Below are 21,866 nucleotides of genomic sequence, written 5' to 3'. Positions count from 1 at the left end.
TATTTATCCACAGGCTCAAATCCCATAAAAACAGGTGATGGCACAGCATTCAGGCTTATTGTGGATAAGATGTGTATAATTACTATATGTTGTAGGTCGGTATGTATTAAAGCACAATATATAGTAATTGGAAGGGAAATAATCTTCATTAAAACTGATCTACATCAAGGTATTTTTGCTACGTCAGGCATCAAGAGGGATTGGCTGAATTGTAAATATGTGCCAAAAATAGAAGTGACAAATTATTCATCAAAAAGTGAGAACATAAAAAAAGCAAAGTGCTCATAAAGAGACCTTTGCTTTTTTATGGCTTGCTGTTGAGACGAAATTAACGGATAGCGATAACTTCGATTTCTACTTTTGCATCTTTTGGTAAACGTGCAACTTCAACACAAGAGCGAGCAGGGAATGCAGCGTTATGTTCTTTGAAGAATGCTTCATAAGCAGCATTGATTGTACCGAAATCATTTAAATCTTTTACGAAAACAGTGGTTTTGATGATATTAGCAACAGTTAAACCTGCTTTTTCAATGATTGCTTTTACGTTTTCTAAAGATTGACGAGCTTGTTCTGCTGCATTATCAGAAACAAATTCACCGGTTGCAGGATCAACAGGCAATTGACCTGAAGTGATCACTAAATTACCTAAATCAACGCCTTGTACATAAGGACCAATCGCAGCAGGGGCTTTATCGGTATTAATTTCGTAAGACATGTAGGACTCCTGTTTTTATAAGATTAACGCTAACATTTGATTAGTGTGGCGCTATTATAGCCAGTGCTTTAGGTTAGCAATATGACAGATATCAGGCTTTATCATAAAGTCTGTAAGTATAAAAAGAAAATAATTGTAGAATTTTCTTGTGTTTTACATGGTTTTTTATCCATGAAAATGGCTAATTTGTAGCAAATTTTTTTATAAAAAAAGATTATGGGCGATTAGTATTTTTTAGAGAGAGGATATTATGTGTATTAAGAGGGAATTTATTCTATTTTTATTAAAAAACGCTCTACTCGAAAGAGCAGAGCGTTAAAAGAATTAACGAATAACCGCGTGGCGTTCGAACTCTTTTTCACAGTACTTGCAGGTTAATACAACATCTGAAGCCATTTTTTTGACGCGGAAACTACTTTGCACTGGCTCGTTGTGGCTAATACAGTTGCTATTAGGACAAGGCACCACATCTTCAAGCAATTCTGGCAAACTTAATGCCATCTTATTAACGACTTGATAATCATCGATGATATTAACAGTGGCTTGAGGCGCATACATTGCTAAACGGTTTGCTTGCTCAGAGGTTAAAAAGACATTTTCGATTTTAATTAAGTCTTTTTTACCTAAATTTTCTGAAGGTAAATTAAAACCTACAGTTATTCTTTCATCAGTTTCTGTTAAGCGAAATAGTGAAAGAATTTTAAAGCCCACCTGCGCTGGAATATGATCAATAACAGTCCCACGTTTGATAGCTTCAACTTTTAGTTTGTGATCATGTGTCATGGTGTGCTCCTTATTAAAGAACTAAGTTTTTATTCAGAACTAAGGCAAGTAATGCCTGACGTGCGTAGATACCGTTACCAGCTTGTTGAAAATAATAAGCGTATGGTGTTTTATCTACATCAGTCGTGATTTCATCGATACGTGGCAGTGGGTGTAGGATCTTAAGGTTATCTTTCACATTCACAAGATCTGCACTGGTTAAGATAAATTGTGCTTTAACATTTGCGTATTCAGATGGGTCTAAACGCTCTTTTTGTACGCGTGTCATATAAAGAATATCCAGCTCTGGCATCACTTCATCTACTGTTTCATGCTGGCTATATTCAACTCCATTTTCTTCCAGCAAGTGAAGAATATGCTCTGGCATGGCGAGTACTTTAGGGGCGATAAAATAGAGATGATTACCTTTAAATTTCGCCAATGCTTGTGCCAGTGAATGCACTGTTCTGCCATATTTTAAGTCACCGACCATTGCAATATTGAGGTTATCTAAGCGGCCTTGTGTCTCTTGAATAGTAAACAAATCTAGTAAAGTCTGTGTTGGATGCTGATTTGCTCCATCACCTGCATTGAGTACTGGAATATCGCCAGCAAACTCAGAGGCTAAACGTGCAGCACCTTCTTGAGGATGACGAATAACAATGGCATCAGCATAAGTGCGAAGAACCGAAATGGTATCCGCTAATGTTTCGCCTTTTTTACCCAGTGAAGTGTTACTTCCATCAGAAAAACCGACAACTGATGCGCCTAGACGGTGAATAGCTGTCTCAAATGATAAGCGAGTGCGTGTTGATGCTTCAAAAAAACAGCTCGCGATCACTTTGTCTTTCAACAATTCGTTATTAGGTTGCTGTTTGAGTTTATTAGCAACGTGAAGAACAGACTCCAAATCTTCCCTGTCCAGATCATTGATGGAGATAATATGCTTTTGGTAGAGCGGATTAGTCATTAGAGTTCTCCTTTGGCGATGAATTGTGCGATAGATGGTTTTTTATAGGCCAAAAAAAACCCCTCAATAAGAGGGGTTTTAAAAAATTGGGCTATTGGAAAAAAGAGAATGCGCTTGCGACCAGTTAAGGTGCTTGTTTTTGTTACGAATTGGAATAGGCGCTGTTTCATCTTTCCTCCTGACAAATTGTGGCGCATTATACGCATCTTAGAGTTGCACGCAAGCGTTTGCTTTTATTTTTTACAAAAAAAAATTTTTTAATTTAAAAATCAATAAGCTTGGGATAAAACGAAGAAAACACCTATTTTTTCATAAATAAAAAAATAGGTGTTTTGCATGATTATGTATTTTAGAAAGGATTTGCAAGAGTTGCTACCATCACCGCTTTTATGGTGTGAAGACGATTTTCTGCTTCATCAAACACAATGCTGTGTTTTGATTCAAAAACCTCATCAGTAACTTCAAAGCCACCATAGAGATTAAATTCTTCAGCTAATGCTTTACCCATCGTTGTTTCTTCGTCATGAAAAGCGGGTAAACAGTGAAGGAATTTGACGTCTGGATTTCCGGTTAATTTTATAACATCCATATTGACCTGATAAGACTTAAGTAAAGCGATACGCTCTTTCCAAACCTCTTTTGGTTCGCCCATAGAAACCCACACATCCGTGTAAAGAAAATCAGCATTTTTAACACCTTCAGACACATTTTCAGTTAGCGTAATATTTCCGCCATTTTTCTTAGCAATCTCTTGGCATTGAGCCACTAAACCTGCTTCAGGCCAACATGCTTTAGGTGCGACTAAACGTAAATCCATACCTGTTAATGCCGCTGCTTCCAGCATGGTATTTCCCATGTTGTTACGAGCATCACCAAGGTAAGCAAATACCGTTTCTGATAATGGTTTAGCTTGATGTTCAGTGATAGTCAGCAAATCGGCTAATAACTGTGTTGGGTGAAATTCATTGGTTAAACCATTCCAAACAGGTACTCCTGAATATTGTGCAAGTGCATCTACCGTTTTTTGTCCGTAGCCCCGATATTGAATACCATCATACATACGGCCTAATACTCTCGCGGTATCTTTTATCGATTCTTTATGTCCAATTTGGCTTCCGCCTCCTAAATAAGTCACTCTTGCGCCTTGATCAAATGCAGCGACTTCAAACGCGCAACGGGTACGTGTTGAGTCTTTTTCAAAAATCAGTGCGATATTTTTTCCAGTAAGATATTGAGTTTCTTGACCAGATTTTTTGGCTTTTTTCAATTGAGCTGACAATGTAAGAAGTTGTTGAATTTCAGCAGGTGAAAAATCAAGTAAACGTAAGAATGATTTTTGATAAAAAGGGTTCATAGGGTGATATCCTGTTATTGAATTTATATTCAATTTATATCAATAAATATTCATCATCAACCCCTGAGGGGAAATTTTAATTTAAACAGTCTGCGATAAGGACATCATTATTAAGTATGGAGTGTTGATCCTGCCTGTGGGAGAATAAACAAGATACCTTTTCAGACTATTGCGGAGCATGATTATGGCGGACAGCAAAGAGTTAGCAGAACAACGTGAAGAAACACGTCTTATTATTGAAGAATTACTGGAAGATGGCAGTGATCCTGATGCACTGTATGCCATTGAGCATCATATTTCCTGTGAAGATTTTGAAACACTAGAAAAAGCAGCTGTTGAAGTTTTTAAATTAGGTTATGAAGTGACTGAGCCTGAGGAAATTGAAGTTGAATCAGGTGAGATTTTAGTTTGCTTTGATGCAGTGAGTGAAAGTGGTTTGAATGCTGAACTTATTGATGCTCAAGTTGAGCAACTAATGAATTTAGCTGAAAAAATGGGTGTCTATTACGATGGTTGGGGTACTTATTTTGAAGATCCTGACGCAGAGTATGATGATGAAGAGGGTGAAGACGACGAAGAAGAAGACGAGTCTGATAAGTCATCACGCTTACATTAATTTTTGCTAAATGTTGTCCTTTTGTACCTGATTTATCAGTGCAATATAACACCAGCCACAAAATTATTGCTTTGTGACTGGTGTTATTGTTTTTAAGGTAATCTTATTAGTCCATTACGCCAAACTTACCATTGTCATAATCATCAAAAGCTTGTTGTAGCTCTTCTTGCGTGTTCATTACAAAAGGCCCTTGCCCTGCAATAGGCTCGTTAATCGGCTCACCTGTTAGAATTAAAACAATGGTGTCACCCATTGATTCTAATGTCAGTGTATCGCCATGATTATCTAGCATTACCATATCGTGTTGACGTGCAATTTCACTGTCATTGATATGTACGGCACCTTTTACTACAAACAGCATTGCATTATGACCTTCAGGAATACTGTAATGTGAAACACCTGCGCGATTCAAACGTAGATCCCATACATTCAGCGGTGAGTAGGTCATTGCCACACCTTGTGTATTGGCATAATTACCTGCAATTACTCTGACATAACCTTGGTTGTCCGGTAATTCAACATGAGGGATATCCTCTGCTTTCAGCGCCTGATAACGAGGCTGTGTCATTTTGTACGCTGTTGGCAGATTCACCCAAAGTTGCACCATTTCCAATACACCGCCTTCTTTGGTCATTTTTTCAGAGTGATACTCTTTATGCAAAATGCCAGAAGCCGCGGTCATCCATTGCACATCACCTGCGGTAATGGTTCCAGCATGACCTTTAGAGTCATGATGAGAAACTTCACCTTGATAGGCGATTGTTACGGTTTCAAATCCACGATGAGGATGTGCTCCTACACCACGAGCATTGGTAACAGGTTTAAACAGTGTTGGCTCGGCATAATCCATCAGCAGAAACGGGCTATGTTTTTCACCATTTTCCTGATAGGAAAATAAGGTGCTGACTGGAAAGCCATTACCTACCCAGTGTGAATTCGGCGCCGAATAAATATGATTAATCTGTCTGATAGTCATGATTGTTCTCCGAGTTAAGGAAAGAAACCGCAATAACCAAGACACAGAAGGAGGTAATACAGATTATTGCGATTTCTTAATGAGGCTGATCATAAAGTGTTCTCATGATGAACAAAATAGGGGGAATTTGTTGATGGTGTTCAAAAAAAATGAATGAATTTCTAAAAAGAAGATAAATAGGGATATTAATTGAATAGATATATTGGCAGTGAGAATTTTCACTCTTTTTGTATTTATCATACTCTTGTTTTGAGGCTAGACTGGGTATATCGAAAACAGGCAACATAGAATTTAATTATTCATTCTTTTTATTAAATGGTTATTTAAGAAATTAATTCGTAACTGAATATCGGTATAACCTAATTGATAGGCTCTTGTATATAATTCGATGGCTTTTTCATAATTTTGAGGTACTCCAAGGCCTTCTTCATACATCAGCCCCAAATTAATCAACCCACCAATTCCATCTTTATTTGCTGCATCTTGATATAGTTTGACAGATTGACTAATATCATGTTTTACACCAAAACCATGTTGATATAGTAATCCCATTGAATTCATTGCGGCGGGATCACCTTTTTTGATCGCTTCTTGATAATATATTATCGCTTCATCATATTTTTCTAATTCACTGTACAATATTCCCAAGCGAGTAAATGCAAAATAATTACCTGCTTGAATTGATGCGTTATACCATTTTTGGGCTAATTCTATATTTTGTTCAACCCCATTACCATGACGATATAGATCGCCTAAACTCATCATAGCACTACTTGAGTGATCTTTTTTAATTGCTATCTCAAACATCTCTTTTGCTTTTTTATAATTATTATTATATTTGTATAATATGCCTAGATTATAATTAGCAGATGATGAGCCGAGTTCTATTGCTCTCTGGTAAAGTAATATAGCCTCTTGTTCTTTATTATGATTTTGTTTAAGCATTGCCAGTTGATTAAATCCATCAGCATCATTTTTATCTGCTAAGAGTTGATAGATTTGTTCCGCTTTCTCTACATTTTTTTCAACTCCGGTACCCGTTTCATAGAAACGTCCGAGTACTAATAATGCTTTATTATCTCCCTGCGTTGCTAATATCTCACATGCAGAGAAGTTCTTTTCTTCGGCAATACATTTAATTTGAGGGGAGGAATAAGCCAATATGGGAATAGATAAAAATAATGTGACGATAATAATCTTGTAGTTTAATGTCATATAAAATTACCTGAAATAGATTTTATTAATGGTTAATTTAATCTATCTTCCATTAAAATGGAAACACTAAGCTCTGATTTCTTATGTTGGTGAGGAGTGCAACTCATAAAAAACGAGTAAAAATATAAGGTATGATAAAACAAAAAACTACATCCTTTCTTAGCAACAATAAGTCAGAATGTAGTTTATTAATATGTTTATTTCTTAAATCTTATTTGCTAGTGTCGCCACAACCGCCAATGATTTTAGAAATAGAAACTGCTGGGTGCAGTAAGTAGTCGTAGTTACAGTCTTTTTCTTTATTGTATACACTACCAGTACAACCAGTCATTACAGTAATTACAGAAGCAATAAGTGCAATTTTAACAAAGTTTTTCATGAAAAAATTCCTTTTAAATTTTAGAGTTATAAAAGCCAATGCATGACTTTATCTGCATAAAGATATTAAATTAGCTATAAATAGCAATATAAAAAAATCTCTTTTTTTAAATATAAAATAAGATAAATAATATTTTATTTAAGAAGGGGGATATAATTATCTAGAGTGAAATGAAAAACGATTTAAACTTGTGAATTTTAATAATATTTAAGATAAGAATTTTATTAATAATATTTTGATAATAATTAATTAAGAAATTAATTGTGAAAATAAGCATAGAAATATACTGTATTTATATCATTTTGATAAACAGGATTTGTGTTAATAGGTGCTATTTTTTGCAAATAAAAACCCGCATAAGAAATGCGGGTCAAGTAGAGCTTATTTGATTTATTGTATTACGTAGGGAACAGCAAGAACGCTTAAAGTGGCTTCACCATACGGATCTCACAATCACTATGTCCAGTGTTGCCTAATGCTTCATCAATAAATTCGAATCCTAGTTTTTCGTATAAACCAACAGCCGCTTTTAAGATATCTGTGGTTTCTAAATAGCAACGGCTAAAGCCTTGCTCTTTACCAAATTCAAGAGATTGCAGAACGATTTTTTTCGCAATACCTTTGCCTCGTAATTTGGATGAAAGGTACATTTTTTGTAGTTCACAAGTATTGCCATCGCCACCAGCAAGTGGTGCGACACCCCCTCCACCAACAACTTCTCCATCCATTTCAACAACCCAGTAAGCACTGCGTGGCTGATGATAAACTTCATAGAGGGTATCTAAAATTGGATCGGCAACCGCAAAGCCTTTATCGGCAGTTAAACCGTGCTCTGCTGAGACTTCACGAATAACACGTGCAATACCTGCGTTGTCTTTTTCTTCAATGGCTCGGATAACAATATTTGAGTTTATAGTTTGGGTTGCAGTCATAGTTGCACTCATCGTTTTCACTTATTAGTAGAATATTTTTTGATTATTTATTGAGAGAGCACCGGAAAGGAACTTCTTCATTGAAAGTAGCACGGATGGCTACAAAAACTATCTTAATTGATTAAGCGTGTTTGTAAACCGTTAGCCCCTCCTCTTTGCTTAACTTTCCACTTTATTTCTAGCGTTATATTTTAGTGAGTGATTAAATTTAAGCGAAAATAAGGGATGAAAGGGCGTATTGACGAGAATAGAACCGTAAATAATAAGAAATTAAGTGAAAAATGGTTTTATTTTCTGACTGAAAGAGACTAAGTAAAAACCCGCGATAAACGCGGGTTTTCATTATCAATATCAGGGTCTTTAAAGCGATAGTGCTTATAAAGAGGCGATAGAGACTTTCTGTGCGATTAGCTTCTCTTTTGCATTTAAGCATGTCGCTAAGCGTTCACGCTCTTTAGCAACGACCGCTTCTGGCGCACGGCTAACAAAGCCATCATTAGATAATTTGCTGTCTAAAGTTGCGATATCTTTCTCGACTTTTTCAAGCTCTTTATCTAAACGTGCAAGTTCTGCATCTTTATCGATAAAGCCTGCCATTGGGATCAGCAATTCTGCACCGCTAACCAGTTTATTAACTGATAATGGCGCTTCTTCACCTTCCGCTAATGGACGGATATCGGCTAAACGACCCATTGCTTTTAAGAAACCAATATTGTCACTAACGCGACGTTTCGCATTGTCATCGGCACCACGTAAGATAACTTCAAGTGGTTTACCCGGAGCAATATTCATTTCAGCACGGATATTACGAACCGCAACGATAACTTCTTTGATCCACTCCAGATCGTTCAGTGCTTGTTCGTCCACCAGAGAAGCATCGAATTCAGGGAAAGCTTGTAGCATGATGGTTTCACCTTCAATGCCTTTAACTTCCTTCACACGTTGCCAGATTGTCTCTGTGATAAATGGAATAATTGGATGAGCAAGACGCAGTAAGCCTTCTAACACTTCAATCAGTGTATGACGTGCTGCGCGTTTTTGTGCATCATTACCTTTGTGTACCGCAGGTTTTGATAGCTCAAGATACCAGTCACAGAATTGGTTCCAAGTGAACTCATATAAAATACCGGCTGCGATATCGAAACGATAGTTATCTAATGCTTCACGATAGGCTTTAACGGTATTGTTAAATTCAGCTAAGATCCAACGGTCAGCTAGTGAGAATGTCATCTCACCACCTTGGTAGCCACAATCTTGATCTTCCGTATTCATCAGAACAAAGCGGCTTGCGTTCCACAGCTTGTTACAGAAGTTACGGTAACCAGACAGGCGTTTCATATCCCAGTTAATATCGCGACCGGTTGAAGCTAACGCCGCTAAGGTAAAGCGTAGGGCATCTGTACCGTGTGCTTCAATCCCTTCTGGGAACTCTTTGCTAGTACGTTTAGCAATTTTTTCAGCCATTTGTGGCTGCATCATATTACCAGTACGTTTTTCTAACAGGTTCTCTAATGAAATACCGTCAATCATATCCAGAGGGTCAAGTACGTTACCTTTGGATTTTGACATCTTCTGGCCTTCTTCATCACGAATAAGACCTGTCATGTAAACCGTATTAAATGGAATTTGCGGTTTACCGTCTTCATCTTTGATAAAGTGCATGGTCATCATGATCATGCGGGCGATCCAGAAGAAAATGATATCGAATCCACTGACTAATACATTCGTTGGATGGAATGTTTTTAGTGCCTCTGTGTTTTCAGGCCAGCCTAATGTTGAGAATGTCCACAGTGCAGATGAGAACCACGTATCCAGTACGTCATCATCTTGGCGTAATGCGACATCAGCGGCGATATTGTTTTCACGACGAACTTCTTCTTCGTCACGACCAACATAAACGTTGCCTTGGTTGTCATACCAAGCAGGGATACGGTGACCCCACCACAGTTGACGAGAAATACACCAATCTTGGATATCATTCATCCATGAGAAGTACATGTTTTCGTACTGTTTTGGTACAAATTGGATATCACCATTTTTAACAGCTTCAACAGCTGGTTTCGCTAAAGGTGCTGCGCGAACATACCATTGGTCTGTTAATAAAGGTTCGATAACTACACCACCACGGTCACCGTAAGGCACGGTTAAATCGTGAGGTTTGATCTCTTCTAATAAACCTAAACGTTCAAATTCAGCGACCATTGCTTTACGTGCAGCAAAGCGTTCCATACCTTGGTAGGCTTCTGGAATGTCAGTGCTGTAAACGTCAGATTCAACACCATTGGTGTCTAATACTTCTGCGCTAACACGGATATTGCCATCAAAATCCATGATATTAATCATTGGTAATTGATGACGACGTCCAACTTCATAGTCATTAAAGTCATGAGCAGGGGTGATTTTTACGCAACCAGTCCCTTTTTCCATATCAGCGTGTTCGTCCGCTAAAATAGGGATGCGACGGTTAACGATTGGTAGAATAATTTCTTTACCAATTAAATCTTTATAGCGAGGATCTTCAGGGTTAACAGCAACACCTGTATCACCTAACATGGTTTCAGGACGTGTTGTTGCAACAATCAGGTAATCTTTACCTTCTGCTGTTTTTGCCCCATCCGCTAAAGGATAACGCAGATGCCACATAGATCCTTTAACTTCACGGTTTTCAACTTCAAGATCAGAAATCGCCGTGTGTAATTTAGGATCCCAGTTTACAAGGCGTTTACCACGGTAGATGAGATCTTCTTTATGTAAGCGAACAAAAGCTTCTTTAACCGCTTTAGATAACCCTTCATCCATTGTGAAACGTTCACGTTCCCAATCAACAGAGTTACCTAAGCGACGCATTTGGTTAGAAATGTTACCGCCTGATTCCGCTTTCCATTCCCAAATTTTGTCGATAAATGCATCACGACCGTAGTCATGACGATTTTTACCTTCTTCAGCTGCGATTTTACGCTCAACGACCATTTGAGTCGCGATGCCCGCATGGTCAGTACCTGACTGCCATAAGGTGTTTTTACCTTGCATGCGCTGATAACGGATCATGGTATCCATAATGGTCTGCTGGAAAGCATGGCCCATATGTAGGCTACCTGTAACGTTTGGTGGTGGGATCACGATACAGAAGCTTTCTTTCGTTGTATCGCCATTGGCTTTAAAGTAGCCGTTTTTTTCCCAATGCTGATACAGAGGTTGTTCAATCTCTGCTGGATTATATGTTGTGTCGAGCGATGGCTCTTTCGGTGCGGATTTATTTTCCATATTCTTTACGTATTCAATAGGTTGGCGGCGTAGCCATTGTCAAAGTAAAGCCGACGCTACGATAAATTTTATATCGTTCACGCGCCAACTGTTTCAATTGTTCATCAATAGGTACAAAGTCTATCACTTCATGGAAAGCTGTGGCAAAGTCTACGAATTGCGATTGCAAATTAATCAAGAGATCACGAGGTGCATTACCACGTTTTCCAGGCCAACATAATTCAACAGGAGAGCCATAACGAGGGCCTTCACCTGCAAGATTATGAGGAACAAACTGATGAGGTTCTCTTGCCCATAATGCCTCATCAAGCAATTCAGCTTGAGCCTGAGACTCACAAACCAACAAAATACGTTTGCCTAATCGCCAATGTTCAGCGGTAAGTTGACAGGCAAGCCACTCATGAGCCTGTAAATCATCGTGTATTGAAGGGTGTTCCATTAAATAAAACGTGGCGTTTTTCATGATATCCCGATAACAGAAGGGTATTGCGTTGCAATACCCTTCTTGGAGTCTGCTCTATTTACCATAATAATAGGGTAATACCTTAACCCTGATAATTATGCGGTATTAATCGTCGCTATTCAAACCCGCGCGATTAAGTAAGAACTGAGACAATAAAGAAACAGGACGGCCTGTTGCGCCTTTTGCCTTGCCAGAACGCCATGCTGTACCTGCAATATCCAAGTGAGCCCAGTTATATTTAGTCGCAAAACGCGCTAAGAAACAACCAGCAGTAATTGCGCCACCTAAACGGCCACCTGTATTTGCTAAGTCAGCAAAATTAGATTCGATTTGTTCATAAAACTCATCGCCTAATGGTAAACGCCAAGCGCGGTCACCTGCTTGCTCTGATGCATTCATTAATTCATGTGCTAATGGATTATGATTAGACATTAATCCGCTATAGTGATGCCCTAAAGCCACCATACAAGCACCTGTTAATGTTGCGATATCGACAACTAATTCAGGCTCAAAGCGCTCAACATAAGTTAATGTATCACACAGCACTAAACGGCCTTCAGCATCAGTATTTAATACTTCAACGGTTTGGCCTGACATGGTTGTTAAAATATCACCTGGGCGATAAGCTTTTCCACCCGGCATATTTTCACAACCCGCAAGTACACCAATGACGTTGATTGGTAACTGAAGTTCAGCAACAACACGCATCACACCGTAAACCGTTGCTGCACCACACATATCGTATTTCATCTCATCCATGCCATCAGCAGGTTTGATAGAAATACCACCCGAGTCAAATGTCAGGCCTTTACCTACTAATACGATTGGGCGAACTTCAGGATCTTTATTGCCTTTATATTCGATGATCGACATTAAAGATTCATTTTGAGAGCCTTGTCCTACCGCAAGGTAAGCATTCATATTGAGCTCTTTCATTTGTTCTTCGCCAATAACACGCGTAGAAACATTTGAAGATGAGTCTGCCAATTGACGAGCTTGAGACGCTAAATAAGCGGCATTACAAATATTAGGTGGCATGTTAGCTAAATCTTTACATGCTTTAATACCTGATGCGATGGCTAAACCGTGTGCAATTGCGCGTTCACCACTCGGTAATTCACGACGAGTAGGGACATTAAAGACCATTTTACGTAATGGGCGACGTAATTCTGTCTTATTGCTTTTTAGTTGATCAAAGGTATAGAGGCAATCTTTTGCAGTCTCAACCGCTTGACGCACTTTCCAGTAATTATTACGACCTTTAACATGTAACTCAGTCAGAAAGCATACAGCTTCCATTGAGCCAGTTTCATTGAGTGTGTTAATGGTTTTTTGAATGATCTGTTTATACTGGCGTTCATCCAATTCACGCTCTTTACCGCAACCAATCAGTAAAACGCGCTCAGAGAGAACATTTGGTACATGATGTAACAGCAATGATTGTCCGACTTTGCCTTCCAGTTCACCTCTGCGTAACAGGGCGCTGATATAGCCATCACTGATTTTATCAAGTTGCTCCGCGATCGGAGATAAACGACGAGGCTCAAACACCCCCACGATAATACAAGCGCTGCGTTGTTTCTCTGGGCTGCCGCTTTTTACATTAAACTCCATGCGTTCTCCTGAATATTAAAGACAAAAACGGAAAGTATCGTTTAGAATAGTGATCCGCATTAATCTACCCCATAGAAAGTTTACTTTTTATGTTAAGCTAAATGCATTAATTGAACACAACTAATTTAGCTAACTTATAAGCTTGTTCTTATTGGGAACCTGTTTATAGCATGTTTTGATATCATTTGGGCTGCAAGAATGTCTAACTGAGATGCACAAATGATAGATATACAACGAAGTTAGCGATTTTCCTGCAAAAAGACAAGTTTTCACAGGCATAACTAGCGTGATTATAATTCGATATTTAGCTCGGGAAACCCTTAAAAGTCAGATAGCCATCTTATTTATTCTGATGCTTATCTTCTTTAGCCAGAAATTGGTGGAAATTTTAGGGGCTGCTGTAGAAGGTAACATTCCTACAAACCTCGTGATTTCTCTGCTGTGGCTGGGAATTCCTGAGATGGCACAGCTTATTCTTCCATTAAGCCTTTTTCTTGGGCTTCTGATGACTTACAGCAAACTTTATGTTGAAAGTGAGATAACCGTCATGAATGCGTGTGGAATAGGTAAGAAAGCATTAGTGCAAGCTGCACTGTTGCTCTCATTACTGACCAGCGCATTAGCCGCAGGAAATGTCATTTGGCTTATTCCTTGGTCTTCGGCGCATCAAGAGCAAGTCCTTGAGGATGCTAAAGCAAACCCAAGTTTAGCGGCATTGATGGAAGGACAATTTAAAATGTCCAGCGATCGCAATATGGTGCTCTATCTTGGTAGTGTAAAGGGGAATCAATTCCAAGATGTGTTCCTTGCACAGTTGCGTCCAACGCAAGATCAGCGTCCTTCTGTGGTGGTGGCAGATAAAGGCTATACCAAAGAATTACCTAACGGAAATCAGATAGTCGTATTAAGTGAGGGAACTCGCTATGAAGGTACAGCGGTATTACGTGATTTTCGTATTACCGATTTTAATGACTATCAAGCTGTTATCGGGCACCGTGAATCTACCATTAGTAGTAACCGTGTAGAGCAAAAAACGATGACTGAGCTTTGGCATTCAAATGAAACAGAGTCTATCGCTGAATTCCATTGGCGCTTAACCTTGATTTTCTCTGTTGTCATTATGGCTGTGATGGTCGTACCTTTAAGTGAGGTAAACCCACGCCAAGGCCGCGTATTAAGTATGCTACCTGCCATGTTGCTTTATCTGGTGTTCTTCTTACTACAAAGTTCATTGCACTCTAATGGTGAAAAAGGAAAACTGGATCCGCTAATTGCAATGTGGAGTGTTAATGGCGTTTATCTTGCCTTGGCTATCTTATTGAATGTTTGGGATACCTTGCCTATGCGTAAATTCCGTGCTCGCTTTAAGAAAGGAGTTGCCTGATGTTTGGTGTATTAGATAGATATATCGGGCGTACTATTTTACAGTCAATTTTGATGACGTTATTTTTGCTGGTTTCACTATCCGGCATCATCAAGTTTGTCGATCAACTCCGTAAAGTAGGGCAAGGGGATTTCACCACGCTGGATGCGGGTATTTATGCCATTTTAAATATCCTTAAAGATGTGCAGATTTTCTTCCCTATGGCTGCTTTATTGGGTGCGTTATTAGGGTTAGGTGCATTAGCAACGCGTAGTGAGCTGGTGGTGATGCAAGCATCGGGATTTACCCGTTTGCAAATTGCAGGCTCTGTAATGAAAACCGCTATTCCATTAGTACTGTTAACAGTACTCATTGGTGAATGGGGTGCACCGCAAGGTGAACAATACGCACGTAACTATCGCGCTGAAAAAATCATGGGTAACTCTTTAGTTTCTACCAACCGCGGTATGTGGGCTAAAGATGGCAACCAATTTATTCATATCAACCGAATAAAGAGCCAAAATGAGATGCAAGGCATCACACTCTATGATTTTAATAATGATAGAAAATTAGAAACGGTACGTTATGCATCAAGTGCAACCTATGATGTGGATAAAAAAACGTGGATGTTGAAACAGGTTGATCAATCAGATTTAACTGATCCACAAAAGATCACAGGTAAAAAACAGGTATCACTTGAGTGGCCAACACGGCTAACGCCAGAAAAATTAAGTGTTGTGGCGTTAGATCCGGATGCATTATCGATCAGCGGGCTTTATCAATACGTTAAATATTTAAAACAGAGTGGGCAAGAATCAGCAAACTATGAGCTGAATTTCTGGAAAAAAATCTTTGCTCCAGTTTCTGTTGCAGTAATGATGTTGATGGCGTTGTCATTTATTTTTGGCCCATTACGTACAGTACCAATGGGATTAAGAGTCTTAACGGGTATCTCTTTTGGCTTCTTATTCTATATCGTCAATGAGGTTTCAGGACGATTAAGCTTGGTTTATGGCATACCTGCAGTGATTGCAGCATTAGTACCGGGAATACTCTTCCTAACACTAAGTTTATGGTTATTGATGAAGCGTAATCGCTAAGTAATATCAGCCCATGACTAGTCCTGATATAGGTTGACAACTTTTCAGGCATAAAACGCTCGATGTACTTCATCGGGCGTTTTATAGTTTAACGATAAGTGTGGTCGTTTTTCATTATAGAGTTGAATTGATTCTTCTACTAATTTTCTCGCTTGTTCCAAATTACTCGGTTTTATCAGTAGATACTCCATTTTTAATATTCCATTAATTCGTTCCGCTAAGGCATTTTGATAACAATCATACCCATCAGTCATAGAGCATTGAATATTATGCTCTTTATGTATCTCCTGATATTCCGAAGAACAATACTGTATCCCTCGATCTGAATGATGGATTAACGAAGTTGTCGAAGTCCGTTTTTTTAACGCCTGAACCAACGATTTCTTCACTGAACTTGTTTTCATATTGTCATCTAAATGATATCCCACGATTTTTCGTGAATATGCATCCGTAATTAAACTCAAATAAGTATCACCTTCATGCGTCGATAAATAGGTAATATCTGCCACCCAAAGCTGTTCTGGTTGTGTGGGGATAAACCCTGACTTAATTAAATTTGGATGCCGATGAAAACGATGATGGCTTAAGGTTGTTCGATGATAAGCCCGTTTATTAGGCACCAGTAACTGATGTTCTTTCAATAAAGAAAATAGTCGATCACGACCAATAACCATCTGTTTTTGCTTTAAAATAAAATGTAATTTACGCCCACCCAGTCGAGGTTGTAAGACTCGTTCAGATTTAACAACGTCAATAATGGCTGAATCGGCTTTCTTTCGTTCCTCAATTCTATCCAGTCTCTTGTAATAAGCCTGTCGGCTGATCTGCATAAAACGACAAGCAATTGTTACGGTGAGGTTTTTAACCGTTTTTTCTTTAATAACTCGGCTTTGCGCTTTTTTGACAAACGAACTCCAAAGTCTCTATCCATGACTTTAACCACAGCTTCGAAAAAATCGGATTTAAGCCGAGCTTCTTCAAGTTCCTTTTCAAGGATCTTAATGCGTTGTTCCGGCGTTTGTTGTTCAGAAGATTGGGTCATAGCTGAACCTCTATAAAAAGTATCAGGGGTACCGTTTGACCAATCTAACCTACCATGCTTACGAAGCCAAACTAAAACAGTAGAGCATCCTTGTATACCATAGTGATCTTGAGCTTGTTTATAGGTTAATTCGCCTTTTTCAACTTGGTCAACAAGCTGTAATTTAAAAGCGAGAGAATAATCGCGTTGAGTTCGTTTAGTGATTGGTTTCATTACACTCTCCAATTTCAGATTGGAAAAGTGTCAACCTTATTTAGGATGGGTCACCAGAAAAACAAAAAGCGCCTTATAAGGCGCTTTTTTATCGTTACTAGATATGCGATCACTGATAAAAATCTTTTGCTAGAGCACGAACAAGGGCATTAGTCCCCTGAGTGACTTCACTAAATTTAGTACCGTTAGGTTTACGGGTGATCACCACAAATACACCGATATTTAATTCAGGAATGGTTGCCATATAAGTATTAAAGCCACCGCCGCCGCCAGTTTTTTGGTAAATCGCTGGAACACCATTGGCTGGAGCCATATAAACCCAGCCTAAACCTACACCATCAGCACGACCTGCAACGTCCATACCTTCTATTGAAGAGAGTCGATTACGAGGAAAGTAGACAGACTGCTCTTTACTTGCCGTTGCTTTTCGCATGGCATTATGAGAAGTCAAAAAGCCTTGCATCCAACGTTGCATATCGGCTGGTGTTGAGTACACACCGCCACTTCCGGCAGCTGCAATGGTGTCAGAGCATGGGCTTGGTTTATATCCTACTAATAGTCGTTGGCATTGTTCTGGAGTCGGAGTCAACGTGGTATTTTTCATACCCGCAGGTTGGGTAACATAGTGTTGTAAAAGTTGAGGATAACTTTTACCAGATGCTTTAACTAAGGCATCCGCTAATAGATCGTAAGCTAGATTTGAATAAGCGGCTTGATCCCCAGCCGTTGATGTTAGTGTTGCTTTTTTCAACCAGTTCCAGCGGTCGCCATGTGTTGGCCATATAAAAACAGGTCTTCCCCATTTTCCGCCGGGTTGTTCTCGTGGAAAGCCACTTGTATGGCTTGCTAAATGATAAAGACGGATAGGGGATTGAGCGCTAACTAATGGGATATCTACGCCGTAGTAGCTGTATTTTTGCAGTGGATCGGTGACTAGTAATTTTCCATCATCTTGTAACTTTAACATCACCTCACTCGTCATTAGCTTTGTGATAGATGCGATGCGGATCAGTGAGTTCATTGATGGTGCATTGCGACTTTCAGGTGTTGTCGTCCCAAAAGAACGGTTTAAGGTTTGAGAGTTATTGATCATGACAATAACCATACCTTGAGGATTACTCTTTTGATAAATCTGTGAGGCGTATTTATCAAACAGTGTGCTTGCATTGCTTACATTAGGGCTTAATGCCGTAGGCCATTGTGTCAGTTCAGGCACATTGTTCTGTTGATTTAACATCGACGGTTGTGTTGCTGGTGGTAATGACGAACGTTGGCTACACGCATTCAATGTCAGTAAAGCGACGGGGATCATAAGATACTTTAGAAAATGTTTTTTCATTTTTGCTTTCAACAGAAGTCAGTGAGGTGAAAGGAATGCGATCAACATAAGATGATTTATGTTTTAATTTGGTGCCTTTCTTATCGCGCTATTTTTTCTTTATCATTTTTAATACGGCACCTAAGATAATACCAACAAATATGCCCGTTATAATCCAGCCAACAATGCCCATAACACCGCCTTCTAATCAGTTTTAAACCAAATTTTGATTATATTATCAGAAATAAGAATGTCTATCAGTGCAAGAGTCAGTTATCAAAAAGTTGGCATTAAATGTGTCAAATTGTCTCTAAGAAAAAGATAGTGAAGAAAAATTGCATCATAAAAAGACATTCTTCATATATTTCTCCTCTAAAAATGAGGTAAGTATTACCGTTAAGTTACAATCTCCCTCGGTTTACCTTAGTTTTCAACTCTATTATTAGCTTTTCTTTATTATTAAGTTAGGATATGTATATCAAGAAAATGTTAATTAATGGTATTATAATCTTCTAAGTGTTGCCTTTGTGATTTATTGTTCTTGCATTTGTTGGTTTTTGACTTCTTATTGAAGCTTTATAAAGATAATATAAGAGTGTGTCATATTTTGTAATAATTTACTGATTGTGGGATTGTGAAATTAAATTTATTATAGCTTCATCAAGTCGAGAGACTGAGAATATAAGAGTTACAGAGCAAAGATAACACAGCAATAATAGAGTGAAGTAATAAGAAGGCATATTATAAAATAGCCTCTTTAATAATAAATAAGTTATATATTAGTAGTAATATTTCAACACCATTATATTAATAGTAGTACCTTTGTTAAAGCAGTAAATAAATACCTTTATATTAGATAGCAGTACCTTCGTTAAAGTAGTAAATAAGTACCTTTATATTAGATAGTAGTACCTTCGTTAAAGCAGTAAATAAGTACCTTTATATTAGATAGTTGTGCCTTCGTTAAAGCAGTAAATAAGTACCTTTATATTAGATAGTTGTACCTTCGTTAAAGTAGTAAATAAGTACCTTTATATTAGATAGCAGTATCTTCGTTAAAGTAGTAAATAAGTACCTTTATATTAGATAGTTGTGCCTTCGTTAAAGTAGTAAATAAGTACCTTTGTGTTAAATAGTAATTTCCTATGTAGTAGTAAGAATTACCTTGTTAAAGTAGTAAATCCTTATATCAATAATATGTAGTATAGATAAAGAAGTACATTATATTAATAAAATATAACTACCTTCTTCCTCACACCAGGGAAGAAAAGGGCAATGACATGATAAAAATAACTTATAGTCATTAAAATAAAATTAAGCCCTCTATTAGCAGTACTGTTGGATCAAAACACTAACCCAAGTTTTGATCCTTTTTTTATTTATCGTTATATAATTTTAAGTATATCGATTAATTAAATTAGTTTTAATAAATTTATATAATGATGGTGTGGCCTTAAAAAAATAAGAGCTAAGAAAGTATAAATAAAATAATGGCTAAATTTAGATACAAGAACAACAAGATAATTGAACGATCGATACAATATGATTAAAGCATTAACGATAGATACCTTGATGTAACCTATAAGTCGTGTTTTATGATAACAATAAACCCCAAATGCACTTTTTTTCGCCAATCAAACTGAAAACTAACAATAATTGTTGCGAGGGTTGTTCACGCAAGTATAATGGACAGGTTTTCCAGACACACTTCAGTGCCGGAGTGGCGAAATTGGTAGACGCAGTTGATTCAAAATCAACCGCCTTCGGGTGTGCCGGTTCGAGTCCGGCCTTCGGCACCATAAGAACATCAAGAGACGTCAACCGACGTCTTTTTTTGTATCTGAAATCCAGTGTTTGCAAGGTTCCTCTCGCATTTTAACTCTACCAACGTATACTCAACTCAACCGACATCAAGTTAATGATGTGGGTACATTTGCGGGTATATGCCGATTCGATAAAGTTTTGTACCCGCAATTCGGCTGCGAGGATAGTTAAAATGGCACTTTCCGATACTAAGATCCGTTCTGCAAAACCTGAAGATAAAGCGTATAAGCTGACAGATGGTAAAGGATTATTTCTTCTGGTTCACCCCAATGGTTCTAAATATTGGCGCTTTCGTTATCGCTTTGGCGGTAAAGAAAAGATGCTTGCATTTGGCGTATACCCTGAGATCTCCCTAGCGAATGCCCGTGAAAAACGAGATGAGGCAAGAAAACTTGTCGCTAACGGAGTAGATCCTAGTGAAAAACGCAAAGAAGTAAAAGAAGAGCAACAAAAGGAATTTAATACATTCGAGAAGGTTGCTCGCGATTGGCACGCAACGAATAAGAAGTGGTCAGAGGGGCATAGCCATCGAGTATTAAAAAGTCTTGAAGACAATATCTTTGCCTCTATAGGTAAACGTAATATTGCTGAACTGAAAACTCGTGATCTACTCGAACCGATTAAAGACGTAGAGATGTCTGGACGTCTTGAGGTGGCGGCGCGTTTACAGCAACGTGTGACTGCCATAATGCGTTATGCCGTACAAAGCGGTTTAATCGACTATAACCCAGCGCAAGATATGGCTGGCGCAGTTGCCACTGGTAAACGAGTTCATAGAGCCGCATTAGAGCTTAAACGCTTACCTGAGTTCTTACAACGCATCGATGATTATAAGGGAAGACCGTTAACTAAGCTTGCAGTCAAATTTACCTTGTTAGTCTTCATTCGTTCCAGTGAACTCCGTTTCGCTCGTTGGGATGAAATCGATTTTGAAAATGCCATGTGGACGATCCCCGCTGAAAGAGAAGCGATAGAAGGGGTTAAGCATTCACATCGCGGATCAAAAATGCGTACTACTCATTTAGTCCCTTTAAGTAGACAAGCCATTGAGATCTTAAAACAGATCTATCAATTCAGCGGCAACCATGAACTGATTTTTATTGGCGATCATAACCCTAGAAAACCTATGAGTGAAAACACGGTTAACAACGCATTACGCGTGATGGGCTATGACACTAAGACAGAAGTTTGTGGTCATGGTTTTAGAACGATGGCGTGTAGCTCGCTGATCGAGTCAGGGCTATGGTCGAAGGATGCAGTAGAAAGGCAGATGAGCCACCAAGAACGCAACTCAGTAAGAGCTGCTTATATTCATAAAGCAGAGCATATTGAGGAACGGCGACTGATGGTGCAGTGGTGGGCTGATTATCTAGATGCGAATAGGGAAAGGGAAATTTCGCCGTTTAGTTTTGCTAAGTCGGGTAATCCATTAAAGGCAATTTAAATTAGATCATTGAATTGTCAGATATAAAGGGAGGCTGACAGGGGATGTATTCCTCTATACGATGAGCACAATTTTGCATGAAAAAAGATATAACTCTACATGGACTGAACTGGATATATCGATAAGTATGCGATCCGTGGCACGTATCATCATGCTCAGTATATGGATGGGCGCAGAGAAATGATGCAGTGGTATGCGGATTATATGGATGAGTTGGAAAGGAGTTTGAGTAATGTGTTGAGTATAAAATTTAAATTACAGTAGCCATCTTTACGTCTAGACATAAAGATGACTACTGTAAA

Annotated in this window: 18 protein-coding genes, 1 tRNA gene and 1 pseudogene; 6 read left to right on the top strand and 14 right to left on the bottom strand. The window is 38.5% G+C overall.

Annotation, left to right across the window (positions count from 1 at the left end; translation table 11 throughout):
• Positions 1–328: 328 nt before the first annotated feature.
• The 5 genes from GTK47_RS00535 to argF form a co-directional block, all read right to left on the bottom strand.
• A complete protein-coding gene (locus GTK47_RS00535; RefSeq protein ID WP_006535650.1) occupies positions 329–715 on the bottom strand; it encodes a RidA family protein in 387 nt (128 codons plus the stop codon).
• Positions 716–1,039: 324 nt separating this feature from the next.
• Entirely contained in the window at positions 1,040–1,498 is a 459-nt protein-coding gene (gene pyrI / locus GTK47_RS00530) for an aspartate carbamoyltransferase regulatory subunit (RefSeq protein WP_165121814.1), read from the bottom strand.
• A gap of 13 nt (positions 1,499–1,511) precedes the next feature.
• Positions 1,512–2,447, bottom strand: a complete 936-nt coding sequence (gene pyrB / locus GTK47_RS00525) for an aspartate carbamoyltransferase (RefSeq protein WP_088493958.1) — start codon at positions 2,445–2,447, stop codon at positions 1,512–1,514.
• A complete protein-coding gene (locus tag GTK47_RS00520) occupies positions 2,447–2,617 on the bottom strand; it encodes a hypothetical protein (RefSeq protein ID WP_165121734.1) in 171 nt (56 codons plus the stop codon). Before GTK47_RS00520 ends, pyrB begins: the two co-directional genes overlap by 1 nt.
• A gap of 179 nt (positions 2,618–2,796) precedes the next feature.
• A complete protein-coding gene (gene argF / locus GTK47_RS00515; RefSeq protein ID WP_165121813.1) occupies positions 2,797–3,801 on the bottom strand; it encodes an ornithine carbamoyltransferase in 1,005 nt (334 codons plus the stop codon).
• Positions 3,802–3,985: 184 nt separating this feature from the next.
• On the opposite strand from argF, the gene rraB reads away from it, so the two are divergent.
• Positions 3,986–4,417 (top strand): ribonuclease E inhibitor RraB, encoded by a 432-nt coding sequence (rraB, locus tag GTK47_RS00510; RefSeq protein ID WP_165121812.1) that lies wholly within the window; start codon positions 3,986–3,988, stop codon positions 4,415–4,417.
• Positions 4,418–4,523: 106 nt separating this feature from the next.
• Here the strand turns inward: rraB and GTK47_RS00505 are convergent, their stop codons facing one another.
• The 7 genes from GTK47_RS00505 to pepA form a co-directional block, all read right to left on the bottom strand.
• Positions 4,524–5,393, bottom strand: a complete 870-nt coding sequence (locus tag GTK47_RS00505) for a pirin family protein (RefSeq protein WP_165121811.1) — start codon at positions 5,391–5,393, stop codon at positions 4,524–4,526.
• A gap of 291 nt (positions 5,394–5,684) precedes the next feature.
• Positions 5,685–6,608 carry a tetratricopeptide repeat protein gene (locus GTK47_RS00500; protein WP_165121810.1) on the bottom strand — a complete coding sequence of 308 codons (924 nt, stop codon included), beginning with the start codon at positions 6,606–6,608 and terminating at the stop codon, positions 5,685–5,687.
• Positions 6,609–6,819: 211 nt separating this feature from the next.
• Positions 6,820–6,987 (bottom strand): YhfL family protein, encoded by a 168-nt coding sequence (locus GTK47_RS00495; protein ID WP_036914671.1) that lies wholly within the window; start codon positions 6,985–6,987, stop codon positions 6,820–6,822.
• Between the two features lie 422 nt (positions 6,988–7,409).
• Entirely contained in the window at positions 7,410–7,919 is a 510-nt protein-coding gene (locus GTK47_RS00490) for a GNAT family N-acetyltransferase (RefSeq protein ID WP_036939821.1), read from the bottom strand.
• 375 nt (positions 7,920–8,294) lie between these two features.
• Positions 8,295–11,183, bottom strand: a complete 2,889-nt coding sequence (locus GTK47_RS00485) for a valine--tRNA ligase (protein WP_165121809.1) — start codon at positions 11,181–11,183, stop codon at positions 8,295–8,297.
• A gap of 13 nt (positions 11,184–11,196) precedes the next feature.
• Entirely contained in the window at positions 11,197–11,646 is a 450-nt protein-coding gene (locus GTK47_RS00480; protein WP_023583544.1) for a DNA polymerase III subunit chi, read from the bottom strand.
• A 105-nt stretch (positions 11,647–11,751) separates the two neighbouring features.
• On the bottom strand, positions 11,752–13,260 hold the full coding sequence (gene pepA / locus GTK47_RS00475) for a leucyl aminopeptidase (protein ID WP_165121808.1): 1,509 nt from the start codon (positions 13,258–13,260) through the stop codon (positions 11,752–11,754).
• A 286-nt stretch (positions 13,261–13,546) separates the two neighbouring features.
• Between pepA and lptF the strand changes: the two genes are divergently transcribed.
• Together lptF and lptG are read left to right on the top strand one after the other, a co-directional pair.
• Positions 13,547–14,644, top strand: a complete 1,098-nt coding sequence (gene lptF, locus GTK47_RS00470) for an LPS export ABC transporter permease LptF (protein ID WP_165121807.1) — start codon at positions 13,547–13,549, stop codon at positions 14,642–14,644.
• Positions 14,644–15,723 carry an LPS export ABC transporter permease LptG gene (lptG, locus tag GTK47_RS00465; RefSeq protein WP_165121806.1) on the top strand — a complete coding sequence of 360 codons (1,080 nt, stop codon included), beginning with the start codon at positions 14,644–14,646 and terminating at the stop codon, positions 15,721–15,723. Before lptF ends, lptG begins: the two co-directional genes overlap by 1 nt.
• 44 nt (positions 15,724–15,767) lie before the next feature.
• Here the strand turns inward: lptG and GTK47_RS00460 are convergent.
• A protein-coding gene (locus GTK47_RS00460; protein WP_165121805.1) for an IS3 family transposase occupies positions 15,768–16,978 on the bottom strand; the annotation gives its coding sequence in 2 pieces (ribosomal slippage) (positions 15,768–16,636 and positions 16,636–16,978; 1,212 coding nt in all).
• A 109-nt stretch (positions 16,979–17,087) separates the two neighbouring features.
• Positions 17,088–18,317 (bottom strand): D-alanyl-D-alanine-carboxypeptidase/endopeptidase AmpH, encoded by a 1,230-nt coding sequence (gene ampH / locus GTK47_RS00455; protein ID WP_165121804.1) that lies wholly within the window; start codon positions 18,315–18,317, stop codon positions 17,088–17,090.
• Between the two features lie 1,693 nt (positions 18,318–20,010).
• Here ampH and GTK47_RS00450 point away from each other — a divergent pair.
• The 3 genes and pseudogenes from GTK47_RS00450 to GTK47_RS20430 all read left to right on the top strand — a co-directional run.
• Positions 20,011–20,095 (top strand) — tRNA-Leu (locus tag GTK47_RS00450).
• A gap of 197 nt (positions 20,096–20,292) precedes the next feature.
• Positions 20,293–21,564, top strand: coding sequence for an integrase arm-type DNA-binding domain-containing protein (locus GTK47_RS00445; RefSeq protein ID WP_165121803.1), 1,272 nt, complete (start codon positions 20,293–20,295; stop codon positions 21,562–21,564).
• 16 nt (positions 21,565–21,580) lie between these two features.
• A pseudogene (locus GTK47_RS20430) lies at positions 21,581–21,828 on the top strand (integrase); the annotation flags it as partial.
• Positions 21,829–21,866: the final 38 nt, after the last annotated feature.

It is taken from the genome of Proteus sp. ZN5 (genome assembly GCF_011046025.1).
Taxonomy (GTDB): Bacteria; Pseudomonadota; Gammaproteobacteria; order Enterobacterales; family Enterobacteriaceae; genus Proteus.
Note: the sequence above shows the minus strand (reverse complement) of the source record. Positions and strands in the feature narration are given on the sequence as shown.